The 18,378-nt window shown below is 33.7% G+C and carries 17 protein-coding genes; 9 read left to right on the forward strand and 8 right to left on the reverse strand.

Annotation, left to right across the window (positions count from 1 at the left end; translation table 11 throughout):
- Positions 1 to 85: 85 nt before the first annotated feature.
- From BZG01_RS09310 to rimO, 6 genes are all read left to right on the forward strand, one after another.
- Positions 86 to 988: a YitT family protein gene (locus BZG01_RS09310; RefSeq protein ID WP_101309560.1), complete on the forward strand. Its 903-nt coding sequence runs from the start codon at positions 86 to 88 to the stop codon at positions 986 to 988.
- A 291-nt stretch (positions 989 to 1,279) separates the two neighbouring features.
- Positions 1,280 to 1,522, forward strand: coding sequence for a 50S ribosomal protein L28 (rpmB, locus tag BZG01_RS09315; RefSeq protein ID WP_096432400.1), 243 nt, complete (start codon positions 1,280 to 1,282; stop codon positions 1,520 to 1,522).
- A 13-nt stretch (positions 1,523 to 1,535) separates the two neighbouring features.
- A complete protein-coding gene (gene rpmG / locus BZG01_RS09320; protein ID WP_101309561.1) occupies positions 1,536 to 1,718 on the forward strand; it encodes a 50S ribosomal protein L33 in 183 nt (60 codons plus the stop codon).
- Between the two features lie 7 nt (positions 1,719 to 1,725).
- Entirely contained in the window at positions 1,726 to 1,878 is a 153-nt protein-coding gene (locus BZG01_RS09325; RefSeq protein ID WP_101309562.1) for a DUF4295 domain-containing protein, read from the forward strand.
- Positions 1,879 to 2,042: 164 nt separating this feature from the next.
- Positions 2,043 to 2,993: a signal recognition particle-docking protein FtsY gene (gene ftsY, locus BZG01_RS09330; protein WP_101309563.1), complete on the forward strand. Its 951-nt coding sequence runs from the start codon at positions 2,043 to 2,045 to the stop codon at positions 2,991 to 2,993.
- A 147-nt stretch (positions 2,994 to 3,140) separates the two neighbouring features.
- On the forward strand, positions 3,141 to 4,439 hold the full coding sequence (gene rimO, locus BZG01_RS09335) for a 30S ribosomal protein S12 methylthiotransferase RimO (protein WP_101309564.1): 1,299 nt from the start codon (positions 3,141 to 3,143) through the stop codon (positions 4,437 to 4,439).
- A 33-nt stretch (positions 4,440 to 4,472) separates the two neighbouring features.
- On the opposite strand, the gene BZG01_RS09340 is transcribed toward rimO, so the two are convergent.
- The 3 genes from BZG01_RS09340 to BZG01_RS09350 form a co-directional block, all read right to left on the reverse strand.
- The gene (locus BZG01_RS09340; protein ID WP_101309565.1) at positions 4,473 to 5,063 is read right to left on the reverse strand and encodes a 3'-5' exonuclease; all 591 of its coding nucleotides are present in this window, start codon (positions 5,061 to 5,063) and stop codon (positions 4,473 to 4,475) included.
- Positions 5,064 to 5,121: 58 nt separating this feature from the next.
- A complete protein-coding gene (gene tpx, locus BZG01_RS09345) occupies positions 5,122 to 5,637 on the reverse strand; it encodes a thiol peroxidase (RefSeq protein WP_101309566.1) in 516 nt (171 codons plus the stop codon).
- Between the two features lie 114 nt (positions 5,638 to 5,751).
- Positions 5,752 to 8,253 carry an ATP-dependent Clp protease ATP-binding subunit gene (locus BZG01_RS09350; RefSeq protein WP_101309567.1) on the reverse strand — a complete coding sequence of 834 codons (2,502 nt, stop codon included), beginning with the start codon at positions 8,251 to 8,253 and terminating at the stop codon, positions 5,752 to 5,754.
- Between the two features lie 302 nt (positions 8,254 to 8,555).
- Here BZG01_RS09350 and gyrA point away from each other — a divergent pair, with 302 nt between their 5' ends.
- Positions 8,556 to 11,048 (forward strand): DNA gyrase subunit A, encoded by a 2,493-nt coding sequence (gene gyrA / locus BZG01_RS09355; RefSeq protein ID WP_101309568.1) that lies wholly within the window; start codon positions 8,556 to 8,558, stop codon positions 11,046 to 11,048.
- Between the two features lie 100 nt (positions 11,049 to 11,148).
- Positions 11,149 to 12,318: a tetratricopeptide repeat protein gene (locus BZG01_RS09360; protein ID WP_101309569.1), complete on the forward strand. Its 1,170-nt coding sequence runs from the start codon at positions 11,149 to 11,151 to the stop codon at positions 12,316 to 12,318.
- A gap of 119 nt (positions 12,319 to 12,437) precedes the next feature.
- Here the strand turns inward: BZG01_RS09360 and BZG01_RS09365 are convergent, their stop codons facing one another.
- The 4 genes from BZG01_RS09365 to BZG01_RS22105 all read right to left on the reverse strand — a co-directional run bounded on the left by BZG01_RS09365 (position 12,438) and on the right by BZG01_RS22105 (position 17,063).
- Entirely contained in the window at positions 12,438 to 14,150 is a 1,713-nt protein-coding gene (locus tag BZG01_RS09365; protein WP_101309570.1) for a response regulator, read from the reverse strand.
- The gene (locus tag BZG01_RS09370; protein WP_101309571.1) at positions 14,140 to 15,255 is read right to left on the reverse strand and encodes an FIST signal transduction protein; all 1,116 of its coding nucleotides are present in this window, start codon (positions 15,253 to 15,255) and stop codon (positions 14,140 to 14,142) included. The genes BZG01_RS09365 and BZG01_RS09370 overlap by 11 nt, the downstream gene beginning before the upstream one ends.
- A gap of 172 nt (positions 15,256 to 15,427) precedes the next feature.
- A complete protein-coding gene (locus BZG01_RS09375; RefSeq protein WP_101309572.1) occupies positions 15,428 to 16,594 on the reverse strand; it encodes an adenylate kinase in 1,167 nt (388 codons plus the stop codon).
- 94 nt (positions 16,595 to 16,688) lie between these two features.
- Entirely contained in the window at positions 16,689 to 17,063 is a 375-nt protein-coding gene (locus BZG01_RS22105) for a DUF7670 domain-containing protein (RefSeq protein WP_425436089.1), read from the reverse strand.
- Between the two features lie 222 nt (positions 17,064 to 17,285).
- Between BZG01_RS22105 and BZG01_RS09390 the strand changes: the two genes are divergently transcribed.
- Positions 17,286 to 17,687, forward strand: coding sequence for a hypothetical protein (locus BZG01_RS09390; RefSeq protein ID WP_101309575.1), 402 nt, complete (start codon positions 17,286 to 17,288; stop codon positions 17,685 to 17,687).
- A 42-nt stretch (positions 17,688 to 17,729) separates the two neighbouring features.
- Here BZG01_RS09390 and BZG01_RS09395 read toward each other — a convergent pair whose 3' ends face one another.
- Positions 17,730 to 18,335: a trimeric intracellular cation channel family protein gene (locus BZG01_RS09395; protein WP_101309576.1), complete on the reverse strand. Its 606-nt coding sequence runs from the start codon at positions 18,333 to 18,335 to the stop codon at positions 17,730 to 17,732.
- Positions 18,336 to 18,378: the final 43 nt, after the last annotated feature.

Raw genomic sequence — 18,378 nt, forward strand, 5'->3', positions numbered from 1 at the left:
GAATTTTGACAAAAATCCTTGTTATTAAAAGAGGTGCGTCTATTTTTGCCGGCGAATTTTAAACACTTAAACTAACGATTAAAAAATGGCTTTTGTAACCAAAGAAAAATTTTTGTCAAATGAATGGCTTAGTGCCTATGCGTACTTAATACTGGGAAGTATCATTTTTGCTGTTTCTGACATTTTATTTGTTGTACCTTATAAACTGGCACCAGGAGGTGTTTATGGTATTGCGACAGTTCTAAACACAATGTTTAGCTGGAAAATCAGTTATTGTACTTTTGCCATGGAAATTCCCTTGGTAATTTTAGGAACAATAATTCTAGGCCCTCGATTTGGAGTTAAAACGATTGTGAGTATTGGTGTAATTTTGTTCACAGTTTGGTTTATGGAAACCTTCATTTCTCCGGATTACGCAAAAGTTATTGCAGATCCAATGCTGAATACAATTGTAGCAGGTGTATTTTATGGAATCTCAATTGGATTCATATTTAAATCACGTGCAACTTCTGGCGGATCTGATATCATTGCAATGATTTTGGCCAAATATACTAAGCTTTCGCTGGGTAAGTTGGTGATGATTGTAGATGGTATAATTGTTCTGTTTACACTTGCTCAACCTAGCGAAACAGGAACAATTGGATGGGAGTTTGCTATTTATTCTTTAATCATTATTTACATTGAAGGTAAGATTATCGATATGGTTGTTAGTGGCGCAAATTATCACAAGACAGTTATGATAGTTTCAGATCAATTTGAGTCTATTTCTTCAAAAATAAGAGATGATTTGAAACGAGGTGCGACAATTTTTACCGGAACCGGAGTTTATTCAGGAGAAGAGAAAAAAATGGTTTATTCTGTAATGAGCCGTAGAGAATTAGAGATTCTTAAACTGCATATTAAAGAGGTGGATCCTTCTGCTTTTGTTAATGTTACCGAAGCGAATGAAATTCTGGGTGAAGGTTTTAAATCGCTGAATGAAGAATAAGATTATTTTTAAATATTTTTTAAAATCCCTCCCGAATATGGAGGGATTTTTTTATTTTTGTTGCTAAGTCTAATGCAGGTTTATTCATTGTGATAAAGAAAATGAATTTATTGTTTGTTAAAAGAGCCTCTCTGCAATTTAGACTTGTATTGTGTTTGTAATGCACGGAGCAATTTCATTCGTGTTAAAATATATCTGTAAAAAGTTGTGAAATAATTTGATTTTCAAGAAAATTATTACGTATTTTGCGACCTGTTTGAAAAGCGTTTAAGGAAAAAAATAATCTGGACTATGTCAAGAGTTTGTCAAATTACTGGAAAGAGCGTAATGGTTGGGAACAATGTTTCTCACTCAAAAAGAAGAACTAAGAGAAGATTCTATCCAAATCTTTTCGATAAGAAGTTCTATCTTCCTGAAGAGGATCGCTGGATTGAGCTAAGGATTTCTGCTGCAGGAGTACGACTAATTAATAAATTAGGAGTAAAAGGTGCACTTACTAAAGCTCAAGAAAAAGGATTTATTAAAAAATACTAAAAAGGCATAGAAAATGGCTAAAAAAGGTAATAGAGTGCAAGTAATTCTTGAGTGTACTGAGCATAAAGACAGTGGTATACCTGGAACTTCAAGATACATTACTACTAAGAATAAGAAAAACACTCCTGATCGTATGGAGATGAAGAAGTATAATGCAATTTTGAAAAAAGTAACTGTTCACAGAGAAATAAAATAATTGAGATATGGCTAAGAAAGTAGTAGCATCCCTACAAAAAGGTGAAGGCCGTGGTTTCGCTAAAGTAATCAAAATGGTGAAATCTCCTAAATCTGGTGCATATTCTTTTAAAGAGGAAATCGTACCGAACGAAAACGTTAAGGATTTCTTTGCTAAATAGTAAAGACGTTCATATAGCATTGAATATTAAAAGCTTCCTAATAAAATTAGGAAGCTTTTTTTTATCTAAAAACATAAGTTTGCTTCTTCAACTCTATTACGTTTATTGTTAATTGCTTGTAAGCTCATTTTTTTGTACTTTAGCAGGCTAAAATTTAATTAGAAATGGGATTATTTGGAAGTTTTTCGAAATCAAAAAAAGAAAATCTTAATAAAGGACTTGCTAAAACAAAGGATAGTGTTTTTAAGAAATTAACTCGCGTTGTTGTAGGTAAAGCCACCGTAGATGATGATGTCCTTGATGAATTGGAAGAGGTTTTGATATCTTCAGATGTAGGAGTCGATACAACCTTGAAAATTATTGGGCGAATAGAAAAACGTGTAGCGGAAGATAAATTTCTTGGGGTATCCGAATTGAATCGCATTCTTAAAGAGGAGATTGCGGGTTTGTTGAAGGAAAATAATAAGGGTGATTACGAAACATTTGATTTGCCAAAATCAGATCATCCTTATGTAATAATGGTTGTGGGTGTTAATGGTGTTGGTAAAACAACAACCATTGGAAAATTAGCTTATCAGTTTAAAAAGGCTGGGAAAAAAGTAACACTTGGTGCAGCAGATACATTTCGTGCGGCTGCCGTTGATCAGTTAATAATTTGGTCCGAAAGGGTTGGGGTTCCTGTAGTAAATCAGGGAATGGGCGCTGATCCGGCTTCTGTAGCATTTGAAACTCTTACTCAGGCAAAGGCAAATGATTCTGATGTAGTAATTATTGATACTGCGGGGCGTCTGCACAATAAAATCAACTTAATGAATGAGTTAAGTAAGATTAAACGTGTTATGGATCGTGTTGTTCCGGGAGCTCCGCATGAAATTTTATTGGTGTTGGATGGATCAACCGGACAGAATGCTTTTGAGCAGGCAAAACAATTTACCTTAGCAACCGAAGTAAATGCATTGGCTATTACAAAGCTGGATGGTACTGCAAAAGGAGGAGTTGTTATTGGTGTCTCTGATCAATTTAAAGTGCCTGTAAAATATATAGGTATTGGGGAAAGCATGGAAGATCTGCAGGTATTTAATCGAAACGAATTTGTTGATTCGTTATTCAGTTAATCGAATCTCTTGATAATAATTGAAAAGGCTGTCCCCAAAAGGCAGCCTTTGTTATTCTTAACTCGCTAATAATTTCAATTCAAATGGAAAAAAGAGTTTTTTCTCTTATTTTTGCCAAAAATTAAGTCGTTAAAAGGAAATCTATATATGAATCAGACGAAAATAAATATTGTTAGTTTAGGTTGTTCAAAGAATTTAGTTGACACTGAGTTGTTGATGAAACAGCTGGATGCCAATCAATTTCAGGTTGGTTGTGATGTAGAGAATAGTGATGCAAGAACTATCATTATTAATACCTGTGGATTTATTGGGGATGCTAAAGAGGAGTCGATTGATATGATTCTGCAATATGCAGAAGCAAAAAAAGCTGGAAGAATAGATAAGCTTTTTGTAATGGGTTGTTTGTCGGAGCGTTATCGTGATGATTTAGTAAAAGAGATTCCTGAAGTAGATCACTTTTTTGGTAAATTTGAATGGCAATTGATTGTAAAAGAATTAAACAAGGATTATAAACCTGACTTTAAGAATTTTAGAATGATTACTACGCCTAAGCATTTTGCCTATCTAAAAATCTCTGAAGGGTGTAATAGATCCTGTTCGTATTGTGCCATCCCTATCATTACAGGGAAGCATGTCTCCAGACCTATGGAAGATATATTGGAAGAGGCAAGGGGACTGGTAAAAGATGGGGTAAAGGAGCTGTTGGTGATTGCTCAGGACTTATCATACTATGGATATGATTTATATAACGAATCGAGACTTGCTGAATTGGTTCAGTTGCTTTCTGAAATAGACGGTTTAGAGTGGATTAAGTTACATTATGCATATCCTACTCAATTTCCATACGGAATTCTTAAGTTGATGCGTGAGAATCCTAAAGTTTGTCGTTACCTTGATATTGCCCTTCAGCATTCCAGCGATAATGTATTAAACTTAATGCGTAGAGGTATTAATCGTGAGAAAACTATTGAGTTGATTACTAAAATTAGAGCGGAGGTTCCGGGAATTACTCTTAGAACTACAATGTTGGTTGGACATCCTGGTGAAACTGAAGCCGATATGAAGGATCTTATGGCATTCGTGTCGGAGATGAAGTTTGAACGCTTGGGAGTTTTTCCATATTCAAATGAAGATGATACTTATGCAGCAATCAATTACGATGATAATATTCCTTTAGAGATAAAGGAAAGCAGGAGGGATGATATCATGGCTTTACAGCAGGAAATTTCGAGAGCAGTGAACGAAAAAAGAGTAGGGGAAGAATTAAAAGTTGTAATTGATAGAAAGGATGTTGATTTCTACTACGGACGAACAGAATTTGATTCATATGAGGTTGACCCTGAGGTTTTAATTCCAATAAATGGAGCCGATCTTAAAATTGGTGAGTTTTACACTGTTCGAATTAACGATTTTGAAGATTACGATTTGTTTGGAGAAGTAATATAAAAATAAGGCAGATCGATTGATCTGCCTTATTTTTTAAAATAAACTTCCTTGTACTTGATACATTCCGGTTTTCTTCAACTCAAAGAAACAATCGGCACATGCTTTTACATCAGCGAGAGCATCATGAGCACCGTCAAAACCTTTTTGAAACAGGAATTGATGAAGTTCAGTTAAATTAGGCCATTTGTAACCACTTCTTCCAGGAATCTTGCAGACATTGGTGGTGGTTTTCATGGTACAAATTTTAGGGATGTCAATCAATCTGCTTTTGATATCTTTCCTCAGAAATTCAGCTCCAACAATTACTTCATCAAAGCTAATGTTGTGAGCAATTAAAAAATCAGCCTCATTTAATACTTTTGAAAACTCATTCAATACTTCAGACAAGTCAATTCCTTCATCAATAGCCTTCTGTGTGGAAATGCCGTGAACATTAGATGCTTCAGGAGGAATTATAAATCCTTCGGGGATAATGATTCTGTTTGCTCTTTTAATTTCATTGTCCCGACTGTCATAAAGAAGCCAGGCTAGTTGAACGAGTCTGGGCCAGTTATCCAAATCTGTAACGGGAGCATTCCAGCGTTTTGGCAGGCCGGTTGTTTCTGTATCGAAAAATAAATACATATTCTTTCTTTAAAAAAAAGCTCCATAAAGGAGCTTTTTTAATTAATTACTGTAAATGTTAAACCAATGCTTTAGCAACTTTTAATGCTGCTTCATAGTTAGGCTCCTCAGTCATTTCTGCTACATATTCTACATATTTTACTTTGTTGTTTTTATCAACAACAACAATGCCACGAGCAAGAAGACGTAATTCTTCTACTACAAAACCATATTTTAATCCAAAGTCAAGTTCTTTGTGATCCGAAAGTGTTACTAAATTTGTAATTCCTTCAGCGCCACAGAAACGACCTAATGCAAATGGTAAATCATTTGATAGGGTAATGATTTGAATATTTTTATCAAGAGAAGCAGCTTCTTTATTGAATCGATGAGTTTGAGCTGAACAAACGCCGGTATCAATCGATGGAAAAACAGATAGAATCTTCACCTTCCCATCAAAATCAGATAGTTGAACAGGAGCAAGTTCTTGGTTAAGGGCTGTGAAATTACTTGCAGTCATTTCAGTTTTTACTTCATTCCCAAGAAGAGTCATTGGGTTTCCTGCAAACGCAACTTTTTTATTGTTTTTAGTCATAATGATATTTTATTTTGTCGTTTCAATCAAAGGTAATAATTGTTTTGAATTACTCTAAATAAAAATTGAACTGAAATATAAAAAATAAAGCCGGAAAATATTCCGGCTTTATTTCTATTCAACTACTTTATGTTGTTTCAGAATTTTGGTTGTTATTTTTTGTTTGGCTTTATCAAACCCAACAGAAATTGTATCGCCTTCTGAAATGCTCGCTCTAATAATGACTTCAGCCATTTCGTCCTCCAAATATTTTTGAATAGCACGTTTTAATGGACGAGCACCAAATTGGACATCATATCCTTTTTCAGCAATAAAGTCTTTGGCCGGAGCAGACAATTTAATGTTGTATCCCAGGTCATTAACCCTCTTGTATAATCCATCGAGTTCGATATCGATAATTTTATGGATATCTTTTTGGGTTAGAGAATTAAACATGATTAAATCATCAATTCTGTTTAGAAATTCAGGAGCAAATGCTTTTTTCAGTGCTTTTTGTATAATATTGCTGGTGTAATCATTAGAATCAGTTCCTCCGGATTGGAAGCCGATTCCTTTTCCAAAATCTTTTAATTCTCTACTTCCTATATTGGAAGTCATTATGATAATACTATTTTTAAAATCAACCTTACGGCCTAAACTATCAGTCAATTGGCCATCATCCAGTACTTGTAACAGTATATTGAATACATCCGGATGAGCTTTTTCAATCTCATCTAAAAGTACTACAGAGTAGGGTTTACGTCTAACTTTTTCGGTCAACTGCCCACCTTCTTCATATCCTACATATCCCGGAGGAGCTCCAACTAATCTTGATACGGCAAACTTCTCCATATATTCACTCATGTCAATTCGTATCAGCGAGTCGTTGCTATCAAACAAATAATTTGATAAAACTTTAGCTAGTTGCGTTTTACCAACTCCAGTTGGTCCAAGGAATATAAATGTACCAATTGGTTTGTTTGGATCTTTTAAGCCGGCTCTATTTCTTTGAATAGCTTTAACTACTTTACTAATGGCGTCTTCTTGTCCAATGACCCTCCCTTGAAGTTCACCAGCCATTTTAACGAGTCGCGAGCCTTCTGCCTGAGCGATTCTTTTTACAGGAACGCCGGTCATCATAGCTACTACTTCCGCGATATCATCTTCTGAGACCTTTTCTTTTTTAAGGCTAAGTTCTTGTTCCCATTTGTCTTTTTCCCGCTCTAAATCTTCCGAGTAGCTTTTTTCTTTATCTCTGAAGCTGGCTGCCAGTTCAAATTTCTGAGCCTTAACAGCTTTAATTTTGTTTTGGCGGGTTTCCTCAATTTTTTTCTCAAGTTCCTCGATGATCACAGGCACATGAATATTTGATATGTGAACACGCGAACCGGATTCGTCAAGAGCATCAATTGCTTTATCAGGAAGATGTCTGTCACTTATGTATCTGGATGTTAGCTTTACGCAAGCTTCAATTGCTTCTTTTGTATAGAAAACATTATGATGGTCTTCGTATCGTTCTTTGATATTATTTAGGATTTCTATTGTTTCCTCAGGAGAAGTTGGCTCAACCATAACTTTCTGAAAGCGTCTTTCTAAAGCACCATCTTTTTCGATGTTTTGACGATACTCATCAAGGGTTGTAGCACCAATGCATTGAATTTCACCTCTAGCCAAGGCAGGTTTAAGCATATTTGCAGCATCAAGCGATCCGGTAGCACCGCCAGCTCCTACAATTGTGTGGATTTCATCGATAAAAAGAATAATATCATTCGTTTTTGAGAGCTCATTTAAAATGGCTTTCATACGTTCTTCGAACTGACCCCGGTATTTTGTTCCTGCAACAATTGATGCCAAATCAAGAGAGACAACTCTTTTTCCAAATAAAACCCGCGATACCTTTTTTTGAATGATTCTTAATGCAAGTCCTTCAGCGATAGCTGATTTTCCAACGCCTGGTTCGCCGATTAAAATAGGATTGTTCTTTTTTCTACGACTTAGAATTTGTGCAAGTCTCTCAATTTCAATCTCTCTTCCAACAATTGGATCCAGTGTACCTTCTTCTGCTGATTTTGTGATGTCAATACCAAAATTATCCAGTACAGGAGTTTCAGATTTTCCTCTGGCAGTTGTTCTTTTGGATTCTCCACCAAATTGCCCACTTTTTCCTTCACTGTCTTCTGGCGTATAGTCAGCCTGAGCTTTTGGGAAAAGTGTTTTTAAATTCTCTTTCACCTTATTGTAATCAATAGTATTGTCTTCTAATACTTGAGTTACCAAACTTTTTTCATCTTTTAAAATGGCTAAAAGAAGGTGGCTTGTATCTATCGTATTGTTTTTTAATGCCTTAGCTTCAAGATATATTAATTTAAGAACACGTTCTGCTGACCTTTGCAGAGGAATATTATTTTGATCCAAGTCAGAAATAGTATCTGATTTTAGATTTTTCTCTATGTTTTTTCGAATATCGTAAAGGTCAACTCCTAACGAAATTAGAATGTCGACAGCAATACCTTCACCTTCACGAAGAATCCCTAAAAACAAATGTTCTGTTCCAATAGCATTGTTTCCAAGCCTTTCAGCTTCCTCTTTGCTATAAGAAAGTACATCTTTAATACGAGGTGAAAATTTAGAATCCATATAGTAGGTTTTTTAAATTTTTTAACAAATTAATGGTAAATCAATCGGAAAATAGATTCCGGTTTTTTAATGCAACATTAAAATAACGAAAAATAATTAGATACAAGCCTAAATGGGCTATCAATTTTTTACACTAATTATATCTTTAGAATGAATTAATCTAATAATCAAGCTGTAATGCTTAATTGATTAAATATTTATCTTAATCCATGTGTAAATAACGCTTCCTTTGTTACGCAAAATCTACATATTTTGTTACTTTTGTTATTCCGATAAATGTTTAGAATTTTAAAAGAAATATAATGACTACGGGAGAGAGAATTATACGTATTAATATAGAAGAGGAAATGAAATCTGCCTACATTGATTATTCAATGTCGGTGATTGTTTCCAGAGCTTTGCCAGATGTTAGGGATGGATTAAAACCTGTTCATCGAAGAGTGTTATTTGGAATGGGTGAGTTGGGAATGACTTCAACGAAACCTTATAAGAAATCAGCTAGAATTGTTGGAGAAGTATTAGGTAAGTATCATCCGCACGGTGATAGTTCTGTGTACATGACAATGGTTCGTATGGCTCAGCACTGGTCATTGCGTTATCCTCTCATTGATGGTCAGGGAAATTTTGGTTCTGTTGATGGAGATAGCCCGGCCGCTATGCGTTACACTGAGGCAAGAATGAAAAAAATTGCCGAAGAAATCTTAGCGGATCTTGAAAAGGATACGGTTGATATGACTCCCAATTTTGATGAATCATTGAAGGAGCCTACTGTTCTTCCGACTCGTATTCCAAATCTTTTGGTGAATGGTGCTTCGGGTATTGCTGTAGGTATGGCCACAAACATGGCGCCACACAACCTATCTGATGTTATAGATGCTATTATTGTATACATTGAGAACAACGATGTTTCGATGGACGACTTAATTAGTATTGTAAAGGCACCTGATTTTCCTACCGGTGGTACAATTTACGGTTATCAAGGGGTTCGAGATGCTTTTGAGACAGGTAGAGGGCGTGTTGTTGTTCGTTCTAAAACGACTATAGAAACGACTGATACTGGTCGCGAAAAGATAATTGTAACAGAGATTCCTTACATGGTTAATAAGGCTGAGCTGATAATGAAAGCTGCAGACCTGATTAATGATAAAAAAATCGAAGGGATTTCAAATGTAAATGATGAATCAGACCGTAACGGTATGCGTATCGTTTTCGATCTTAAGAGAGATGCAATTGCAAATGTTGTTTTAAACAAATTGTTTAAATACACTCAAATGATGACCTCGTTCAGCGTAAATAATATCGCGTTGGTTAAAGGGCGTCCAAAGATGCTGAATCTTAAGGATTTGATCATGTATTTTGTTGAACACAGACATGATGTTGTTGTTCGAAGAACCCAATTTGAATTAAAGCAGGCTGAAGCTAAAGCGCACATCTTAAAAGGTTTGATTATAGCATTAGACCATATTGATCAGGTTATTGCCTTAATAAGAGGCTCCAAAACACCAGAAGAGGCAAAATTAGGCTTAATGTCTAATTTTGAATTGGATGAACTTCAAGCTAAAGCTATTCTGGATATGCGTTTGCAGAAACTTACCGGTCTTGAGAGAGATAAGCTGCATGCAGAATATGAAGAATTGATGAAGTTAATTGATTATCTGAACTCAATTCTCAATGATGAATCCATTCGAATGGGTATCATTAAGGATGAACTTATAGATGTAAAAGCCAGGTATGGTGACGAAAGAAGAACAGATATCGTTTATTCTTCAGAAGAGTTCAATCCTGAAGATTTTTATGCCGATGAAGAAATGGTTATTACTATTTCAAGAATGGGATATATTAAACGTACTCCTCTTTCTGAGTTTAAAACGCAAAATAGAGGTGGAGTAGGTTCTAAAGGAAGCATAACAAGAGAAGAGGATTTCTTAGAACATATGATTATGGCGACAATGCATAATACTATGTTGTTTTTTACCGAAAAAGGAAAATGTTTTTGGTTGAAAGTTTATGAGATTCCTGAAGGAACTAAGCAATCCAAAGGCAGAGCAATTCAAAATTTATTAAATATAGAACAAGACGATAAAGTAAAAGCTTATATCAATGTTCTTAATTTAAATGAAGAAGAATATATAAATAGTAATAACATTGTTCTTTGTACCAAGAAAGGGGTTATTAAGAAAACTTCATTAGAAGCATATTCTCGCCCTCGAGTTAACGGAGTAAACGCAATAACCGTTCGCGAAGGAGATCAACTATTAGAGGCAAAACTGACTAATGGCGACAATGAAATTCTAATTGCCGGACGTTCCGGTAAAGCAATTAGATTTGCCGAAAGTCAAGTTCGGCCAATGGGGAGAACAGCTTCCGGAGTGCGTGGAATTACACTGAAAGATGAGACTGACGAAGTTGTTGGCATGATATGTGTTGAGAATGGAGAAGAGGATATTCTTGTTGTTTCTGAAAATGGTTTTGGAAAGCGTTCTAAGATTGATGATTACCGAATTACCAATAGAGGTGGTAAAGGGGTTAAAACCATTAGTATTACAGAAAAAACCGGTGATTTAATTGCCATTAAAAATGTTACAGATAATGAGGATTTAATGATCATTAATAAATCTGGAATAACAATTAGAATGGCTGTTTCTGATTTAAGAGTTATGGGGCGTGCTACCCAGGGTGTTCGTTTGATTAACTTGAGTAAGAAAAACGATTCTATTGCAGCGGTTGCTAAAGTAAACTCTTCAGATGAAGTTTCAGAATTAGATATTGAGGAATCAACTCAAAAAGAGGTGTAAAATAGATACTTAGACTAAATATAAAGAAAACAATCTTGTTCATGGTATAGAATAAAAATATATTTTTGTTCGAAATTGTTATTAAAACTAAACATTGATTATGAGAAAATTATCATTCATTCTAGTTATGCTTATGTGTGTTGCAAGTGTAAGTGCACAGAAAAGCAAAGTGACTGGAGCCCAGAATTATCTTACTTCTGGTAAGTTGGATAAAGCAAAAGAAGCTATTGATGAAGGGGTTCAGGACGAAAAATGTGTGGCATATGCTAAAGCATATCTTGTAAAAGGAAAAGTGTATCAAGGAATTTTTGAAAGTCCTCTTCCTGCGTACAAGAAATTGGCAGAAAAACCGCTTGATATTGCTTTCGATGCCTATATGAAGGCTCTTGAGTTAGATGAAAAAGGGAAAATGGAAAAGCCTGTTAAAGCGCAGATGACAAACATGATTCCTGATTACACAAACGAAGCTGTTAATTTATATAATGAAGGAGATTTTCCTGGCGCTTTAGCTGCTTTTGAGCGTGTATTGGAAATTGAGGGAATGGATATGTTTAAAGAAAATGCTACGATTGATACAGCTGTCATTTTTAATGCAGGTATGACTGCTCAAAAGGCAGATCAATTAGATAAAGCAGCAAAATATTACAAGCAATCTATTGAATACAACTATGGTGGAGCAAAAACCTATGCTAATTTGTCCAAAGTTTTAACTGATTCTGGAAATAAAGAAGAAGGAGTTAAATATCTTCATAAAGGATTCGAGCTATATCCTAATGATTCATGGATGTTAGTTGAGTTGATCAATCATTATATGTTAGGTGGAGAGCCTCAAAAAGCTGCTGATTATTTAGATAAAGCGATTGAGTTGGATCCAAGTAATGCTTCTTTTTACCGTGCAAAAGGTACTTTGTACGAAAAAACTGAAGAATTTGCTAAGGCAGAAGAGATGTATACTAAAGCATTAAGCATGGATCCAAATGATTTTACTTCTCAGTATAATCTTGGCTTACTAAAACTTAATGCAGCTATTCAAAAGCATAAGGCCGCCAATGAAATAATGGATGCTAAAAAGTATAACGAAGCAATTAAGACTGTTTATGCGGAATACGAAGCTGTGATTCCTTATTTCGAAAAGGTTCTTGAAATGCAGCCAGATGAGAAAAATTCAATGATTACTTTGAAAGAATTGTATTTCAAATTGAGAAATGAAAACGAAGTTTACCTTGAAAAATACAATAAGATTAAAGATAAGTTGGATGGCATGGAGTAACGTAAAATACGTTAGAAATAAAAGGAAGTTTAGGCTTCCTTTTATTAGATATATTAAATTTAACATAATATGAATTATAAGACAAATGCGGTTCTCAAAGAATTAAGAATTGTAATTGTTTAAAGAAACTTCTGTAAAACTTCCATTAGTTTATGAGGATCAATAGGTTTTGTAATAAATTCATTGGCACCAGCTTTAAAACACTCTTCCTTTTCATTATTAAATGTAAATGCTGTTTGCACTATAACCGGTATTTTATTATTGATTGCTTTAATTTGTTTTATTGCATCCAATCCACCAATCTCAGGCATCCTCATATCCATTAAGACCAAGTCAATTTGCGGATCATTTGCCTGGCATATTTCGATGGCATCTCTGCCATTACGAGCCCAGATTACATTTGCATCAGTTAATTCAATTATTGCATTTAAGTAATTGAAATTGGATTTAACATCTTCTGCAATTAAAACATTGCGATTGGTATAATCTATTGATTTTACCCCTGAATCCTCAATTCTACACTCAGACTTATCTGAAGATTCTCTTAATAGTTTAAGATTTGACTGCCCCAAATTATGTACTTTAAAATAAAAATTGGACCCGATTTCAATTTTAGAATCAAACCAAATTTCCCCTTCTAAAAGCTGTACCATTTTTTTACAAAGAGTTAAACCTATGCCTGAACCTTCAAATTTTCTGGTGGAACTACTTTCTCCTTGCCTAAATAGATCGAATATAACATGTTGATTCTCAGAAGAAATACCAGCCCCTGTATCTTTTATGTAAAATATTGGATTAGTTTCGTTTTCTATGAAATACCCTATTTCTATAATTCCTTTTGTTGTAAATTTAATTGCGTTATCAATAAGATTTTCAAGTATTTGAACTATTTTGTTTTTGTCTGAATTAATAGAAAATTGTTCACTGTTCTCTGGCAAAACAAGTCTTAATTCAAGACTTTTATCAAGTCCGTGGCTTGTTTCAAAAACTTTAAATAAGTCAGTTATGACTGGATTTAGTACGAATTTTTCTTTTTGAATTGATAATTGATTTGTATCCATTTTGGAAACATCAATCAAGTTATTGATAAGTTTTAAAAGTTTTTTGCTATTATTTGAAATGTGATTAATGAAACCATCTCGTTGATTTTTATTTAGATTGTTATCTGATAATAGATTCGAAAATCCTACCATGGCATTAATAGGTGTTCGAATTTCATGGCTTATGTTGGAAAGAAAAGCTGTTTTTAATTTTTCAGATTCTTCAGCTTCTTTTTTCGCTTTTTCAAGTTCTTTTTTTGTTTCTGTTATCGTAATTAAATCCTGCAACGATGTTGCATGGGAAATGCAAGCTTGAATAGACACTGAAAATTTGTCTAAAACATTCTTTAATTTGGTTTGGTCTATTTGGCTCCAAATTCGTTTCTCAGAAGATGAATATAGCACCATAAATCCAATCTCGCGCAATTGAAAAAAGGTTATTGCTCCTCCTTCTTTTACTTTAAAACCAATTTCATTACTAATTTTCTGAGTAAGAATACATGAAAATGAATTTTGGCTTGCAAAACAACGATCAATAAAATTAGAATTACGTATTGAGCAATTCTCAAGTTTGATAATTGGATGAGAATAAACCGCTTTTAATCCATGTTCTTGCTCTGTAAATGAAATATTACTATTCCGAATCCAAACACCTCCAAACTCTATGTTTTTGATTGACATTAGTGTATCTAAAAACCTTCTGCAATTTTCCTTCAAATCTAATGACTGACCAATAGATAAGGATAATTCGTACAGAAATGAAATGTCTTTTATAATATCGTTAGTTTGCATTCTTATCTAAATATGAAAAACCTAGAACTATTGATTTATTTAATATTTCAGGATATCCTTCCCCACTTGAATATATCTCTCCAATTGAAAGAGCTCCTTCTAAATTAACTTTATTTTGATTGGTTTTTATTTCTTCAGTTAAATTAGAGAGTTCCACATAAAAGTCATCATTTAAATGATTTGCTCTTGAGATGCAATTGAAAATTAGTGCATCTGTGATTTTCGATTTGGCATCGATACTTTGATAAACAAGATTCTTAGATACAGATTTAAAATTCTCTTTTTCCATTGTCATGAGGTCAATAACTGAATTTTCAGGAATGTTACCTACACATTGTAAATAACCTTCTTCAGAAACTCTCATTGGATCTCTAATTATATATTCACTATTCTCCTTATAGATCCCAAATGGATAATGAATTGCATTTATCTCAAAATTCTCTTTGTTAATTTTAATATTTAATGCAGTTTTTAAAAATCGTTGATAAACAATAAATGCATTTTCCCAATTAAGTTCTTTAATAAAGTTTTTATCTGTTTTTGTAACAATAAAGGGACCATAAAGCTTTGTCCAACCGTGCAATGAGCCTGTTGTAGCCTTATTTCTTGTTAGCGTAATGATTGTTCCTGTATTAAAAACGCCATCATTGCTTATTAAAACACCTTCATTATGCTCTTTAGTTCGGCCAGCACCACCACCAAGAAATTTAACATCATTTCCTAAATGAGTATATAAGGATCTTAAGTGTTCTGAACTATCAGAAGATAAACCGGAAGTTAGAACATAAACAGTTGAAAAAATCGCGTTGCTAAATTCAGAAATTTGTCGGCTAAAAGTTTGAGATGAATCAAAATAAATTGAAATGGCATTATTGGGTAACCACTTGATTACGAATCCTGTGCTGGATGTCTTGTTGTTGTGTATTATTTTGGGAAAAACACCACCAGTAAATCTTATTTTCTTGTTATTCAATGAATTAACTAATTCCTTTAAAGGGATTTTAGAATCTTCCCCGATAAGGATAAAGGCAAATGCATTGTTAGAAGACGTATTGGTTTCTAACAAATAAAGTATTTCGTTCAGACTTGGATTTTCCAGATACATTACCTCTCTCCTCTTCGATTATATTCATTACAATTTTAGCGAATTTATGACTATTAACCGATTGCTTTTGATTAAAGATCAATAATGTCATGTCAAGGCTTTCAATTGTATTATCAGGGGAGAAATTAAAAAAAAACTGACTTTTTGAATGCAAAGCCAGTTTTCTATTAGGTTATCTAATTTTTTTGAATGATTTATTGACTACATCTGTGAGTCGTTTGAAAACATCTTCTTCACTTCCCAATCCATTTACAATTTCAAATTTATCCTGTTTGGAGTAGTAGTTACTCACTTTTATACTTCTTTTCTCAAATTGCTCTAGTCTGTGAATAATGATATCAGTATCATCATAAAGTCTTTTTCCTTCCGTTTTCCCTCTGTAGGTCAAACGTTTAATCGATTCGAGCGTAGAAACATCCAAATTAATTGAAGAAGTTACAACCGAACCAAGTTTTCTTAACAGACCATCTAATATGTATGCCTGAACAATTGTTCGTGGAAATCCCTTAAAAATAAAGCCATTGGCATCCGGATGTTTCCGAATTTGTCTTTCAATTAAACGAATAGCAATTTCATCAGGAACAATATCGCCTTTTTCCATATATGTCTTTGCACTTTGTCCCATTTCTGTGTCCTTTTTGATTTCCTGACGCATCAAATGTCCTGTTGAAATGTATTCGAGATTAAATTGTTCGGCTAATTTTCTTCCTTGAGTTCCTTTTCCTGATCCGGGAGGGCCTAATAAAACAAGGTTAATCCATGATTTTTGAAGGGTTTGGTCTACTACTGAGGTCAATCGTTCAAAAATCTGGTCAATACCACCTAACCCATCAATACCATGATATATTTCTTTCTCCTTATAAAAATTTGCAACCGGAGCAGTTTTAGTATCATATTCTTTTAGTCGAACACTAATTACTTCCTCGGTATCATCTGATCGATTCTCCTTTTTTGCACGATCCAATAAACGATTGCGAAGTTGATCTGTGGGAACTTCTAAACTTAGCATACAGTCAAGTTTAGTATTCATTTTTAACAGCAAGCCTTCAAGAATATAGGCTTGTACAGTTGTTCTTGGAAATCCATCAAAAAGAAAACCATTTACCTCAGTATCGGTTTGAATACGTTCTTCCATGATTTGAACGATAATTTCATCGGGAACAAGTCCCCCCCTTTTTATAATGTCTTTAGCTTGCAAACCCAACTCGGTTCCTTCGGCAATCTCACCTCTTAGAATATCACCTGTTGATATATAAGCAAGATTGTATTTTTCGATAAGCATTTTTGATTGAGTTCCTTTACCTGCTCCAGGTGGGCCAAAAAGTGCAATATTTAACATGTACTGAAATTTAGATTTGTTATGGTTGTAATTGGTTCAAAAATAATAAAAATTTGATTTGATAAGAGAAATTATTCAAATGTTACTCTTCGAATTATTTAAGAAAAATCAGAAATGAGATTTTATGACTATTTAAATTTCTAAAAGTGCTGAGGGCCCAGCATAATAGATGTAATAATCCTAAAAAAAAGAAGGTTGGAAAAACAGGTCCGTTCCAAAAGGAATAATTGGCTATTGCAAAAAATATGTATCCCCAAATTAAAAGAAGGCTTCCTATAAATTCAAATTTCCATACTACAATTAATCCCATTAGCATTATGATATTGGCTGAAAACAACTTGATTTCTTGTTCAGACATCAAATTTAAATCGGGAGAACCAATTTGGATTGCAAACCAAATAAAAAATAGGAATAAGAAAATTCCTAAAAAACGTGCAATCCAACGAAGTATGGTAACAAATAGTTTCAAATTTTGTCCTTTTTACGATTTGGAAGATTTTTAAATATGCTTTTATCAAATATAGCCGAATTAATAGGCAATTGAAAATTACGGCACTAGAATAAATTAAAAAAGGATACCTGAGCATCAAATAGATGGTGTAGTTAGTTGAATATTAGTAGATTTAAATTGACATTCTTCTAGTAAAGTCTTATATTTTATTTAGGGAATAATTCACTTAAATATATTGTTATGAAGGCTAATTATTTATGTCCAAAGTGCAGAATTTATCTAAATGTTGGAGATCAAATTGTTATTTCGGCTAAAAATGAGAAAGGATATAAAGGGATTCTATTGTTTAGTATTCATTTAGGAGATTATGAAATTAAAAAGCATTCCAATTTTGATATAGAAGAGAATGAAAGCCTCAGCATGTTTTGCCCTTGTTGTCATAAAAGTTTAAGACATCCGAAGGTTCACAATAATATTTTTAAAATTTTAATGCAGGATGCTGAAGATCAGGAATATGAAATTCTATTCTCGGGCGTGTACGGAGAAAGATGTACCTATCAAATTAAGGAGGAAAAAGTAAGTTCTTTTGGAAAAGATGCTGGAAAATATCTCAATTTCACAAATCTAATTAACATGTCCTAGAAGAGTGACAAAATTATGAGGAAAAATAGTATCACTTGACTATTAGTATTTTAATACAGGCAGCGATATTTTAAAACGGATACAGATTATTCGTATAATTATAATACAGGCAATGGTAATGAATTGATTTAGAGCAGAGGCTATACCAAGAGAATTGAGAGCAATAAAAAGAATTCCTCCAATCAAACATGCTACGGCATATATTTCTTTTCGGAAAATTAAAGGGATATCATTACAAAGAGTATCCCTAATAACACCTCCCATTACAGCAGAAAACAAACCCATTATTATAGATAGAAAGGGATGTATTCCCAAGCTTAAGGATTTTTCGATTCCTATAATAGTAAACACACCAATACCTATTGTGTCGAACAAAAAAAGAGTTCGTTTTAAAGTCATTATGTGCTTTTTGAATAGAAAAGTCAGCGCAACACCAACAGATATAACTATTAGGTAATTAATGTCACTGATCCAACCAACCGGGAAATTTCCCAAAATTATGTCGCGAAGTGTTCCTCCGCCTATTGCAGTAATGAATCCAGTAAAGTAAGCGCCAAAAAGGTCGAGCTTTTTATTTGCCGCAGACAATGTACCGCTGATAGCAAATACAAGAGTTCCTAATAAATCAAATCCGTATAAGATTGTCATATTCTAATTTAAATACTGCACAAAAATCAATAAAATAATTGAA

This window comes from Labilibaculum manganireducens, assembly GCF_002843385.1.
GTDB lineage: Bacteria > Bacteroidota > Bacteroidia > Bacteroidales > Marinifilaceae > Labilibaculum > Labilibaculum manganireducens.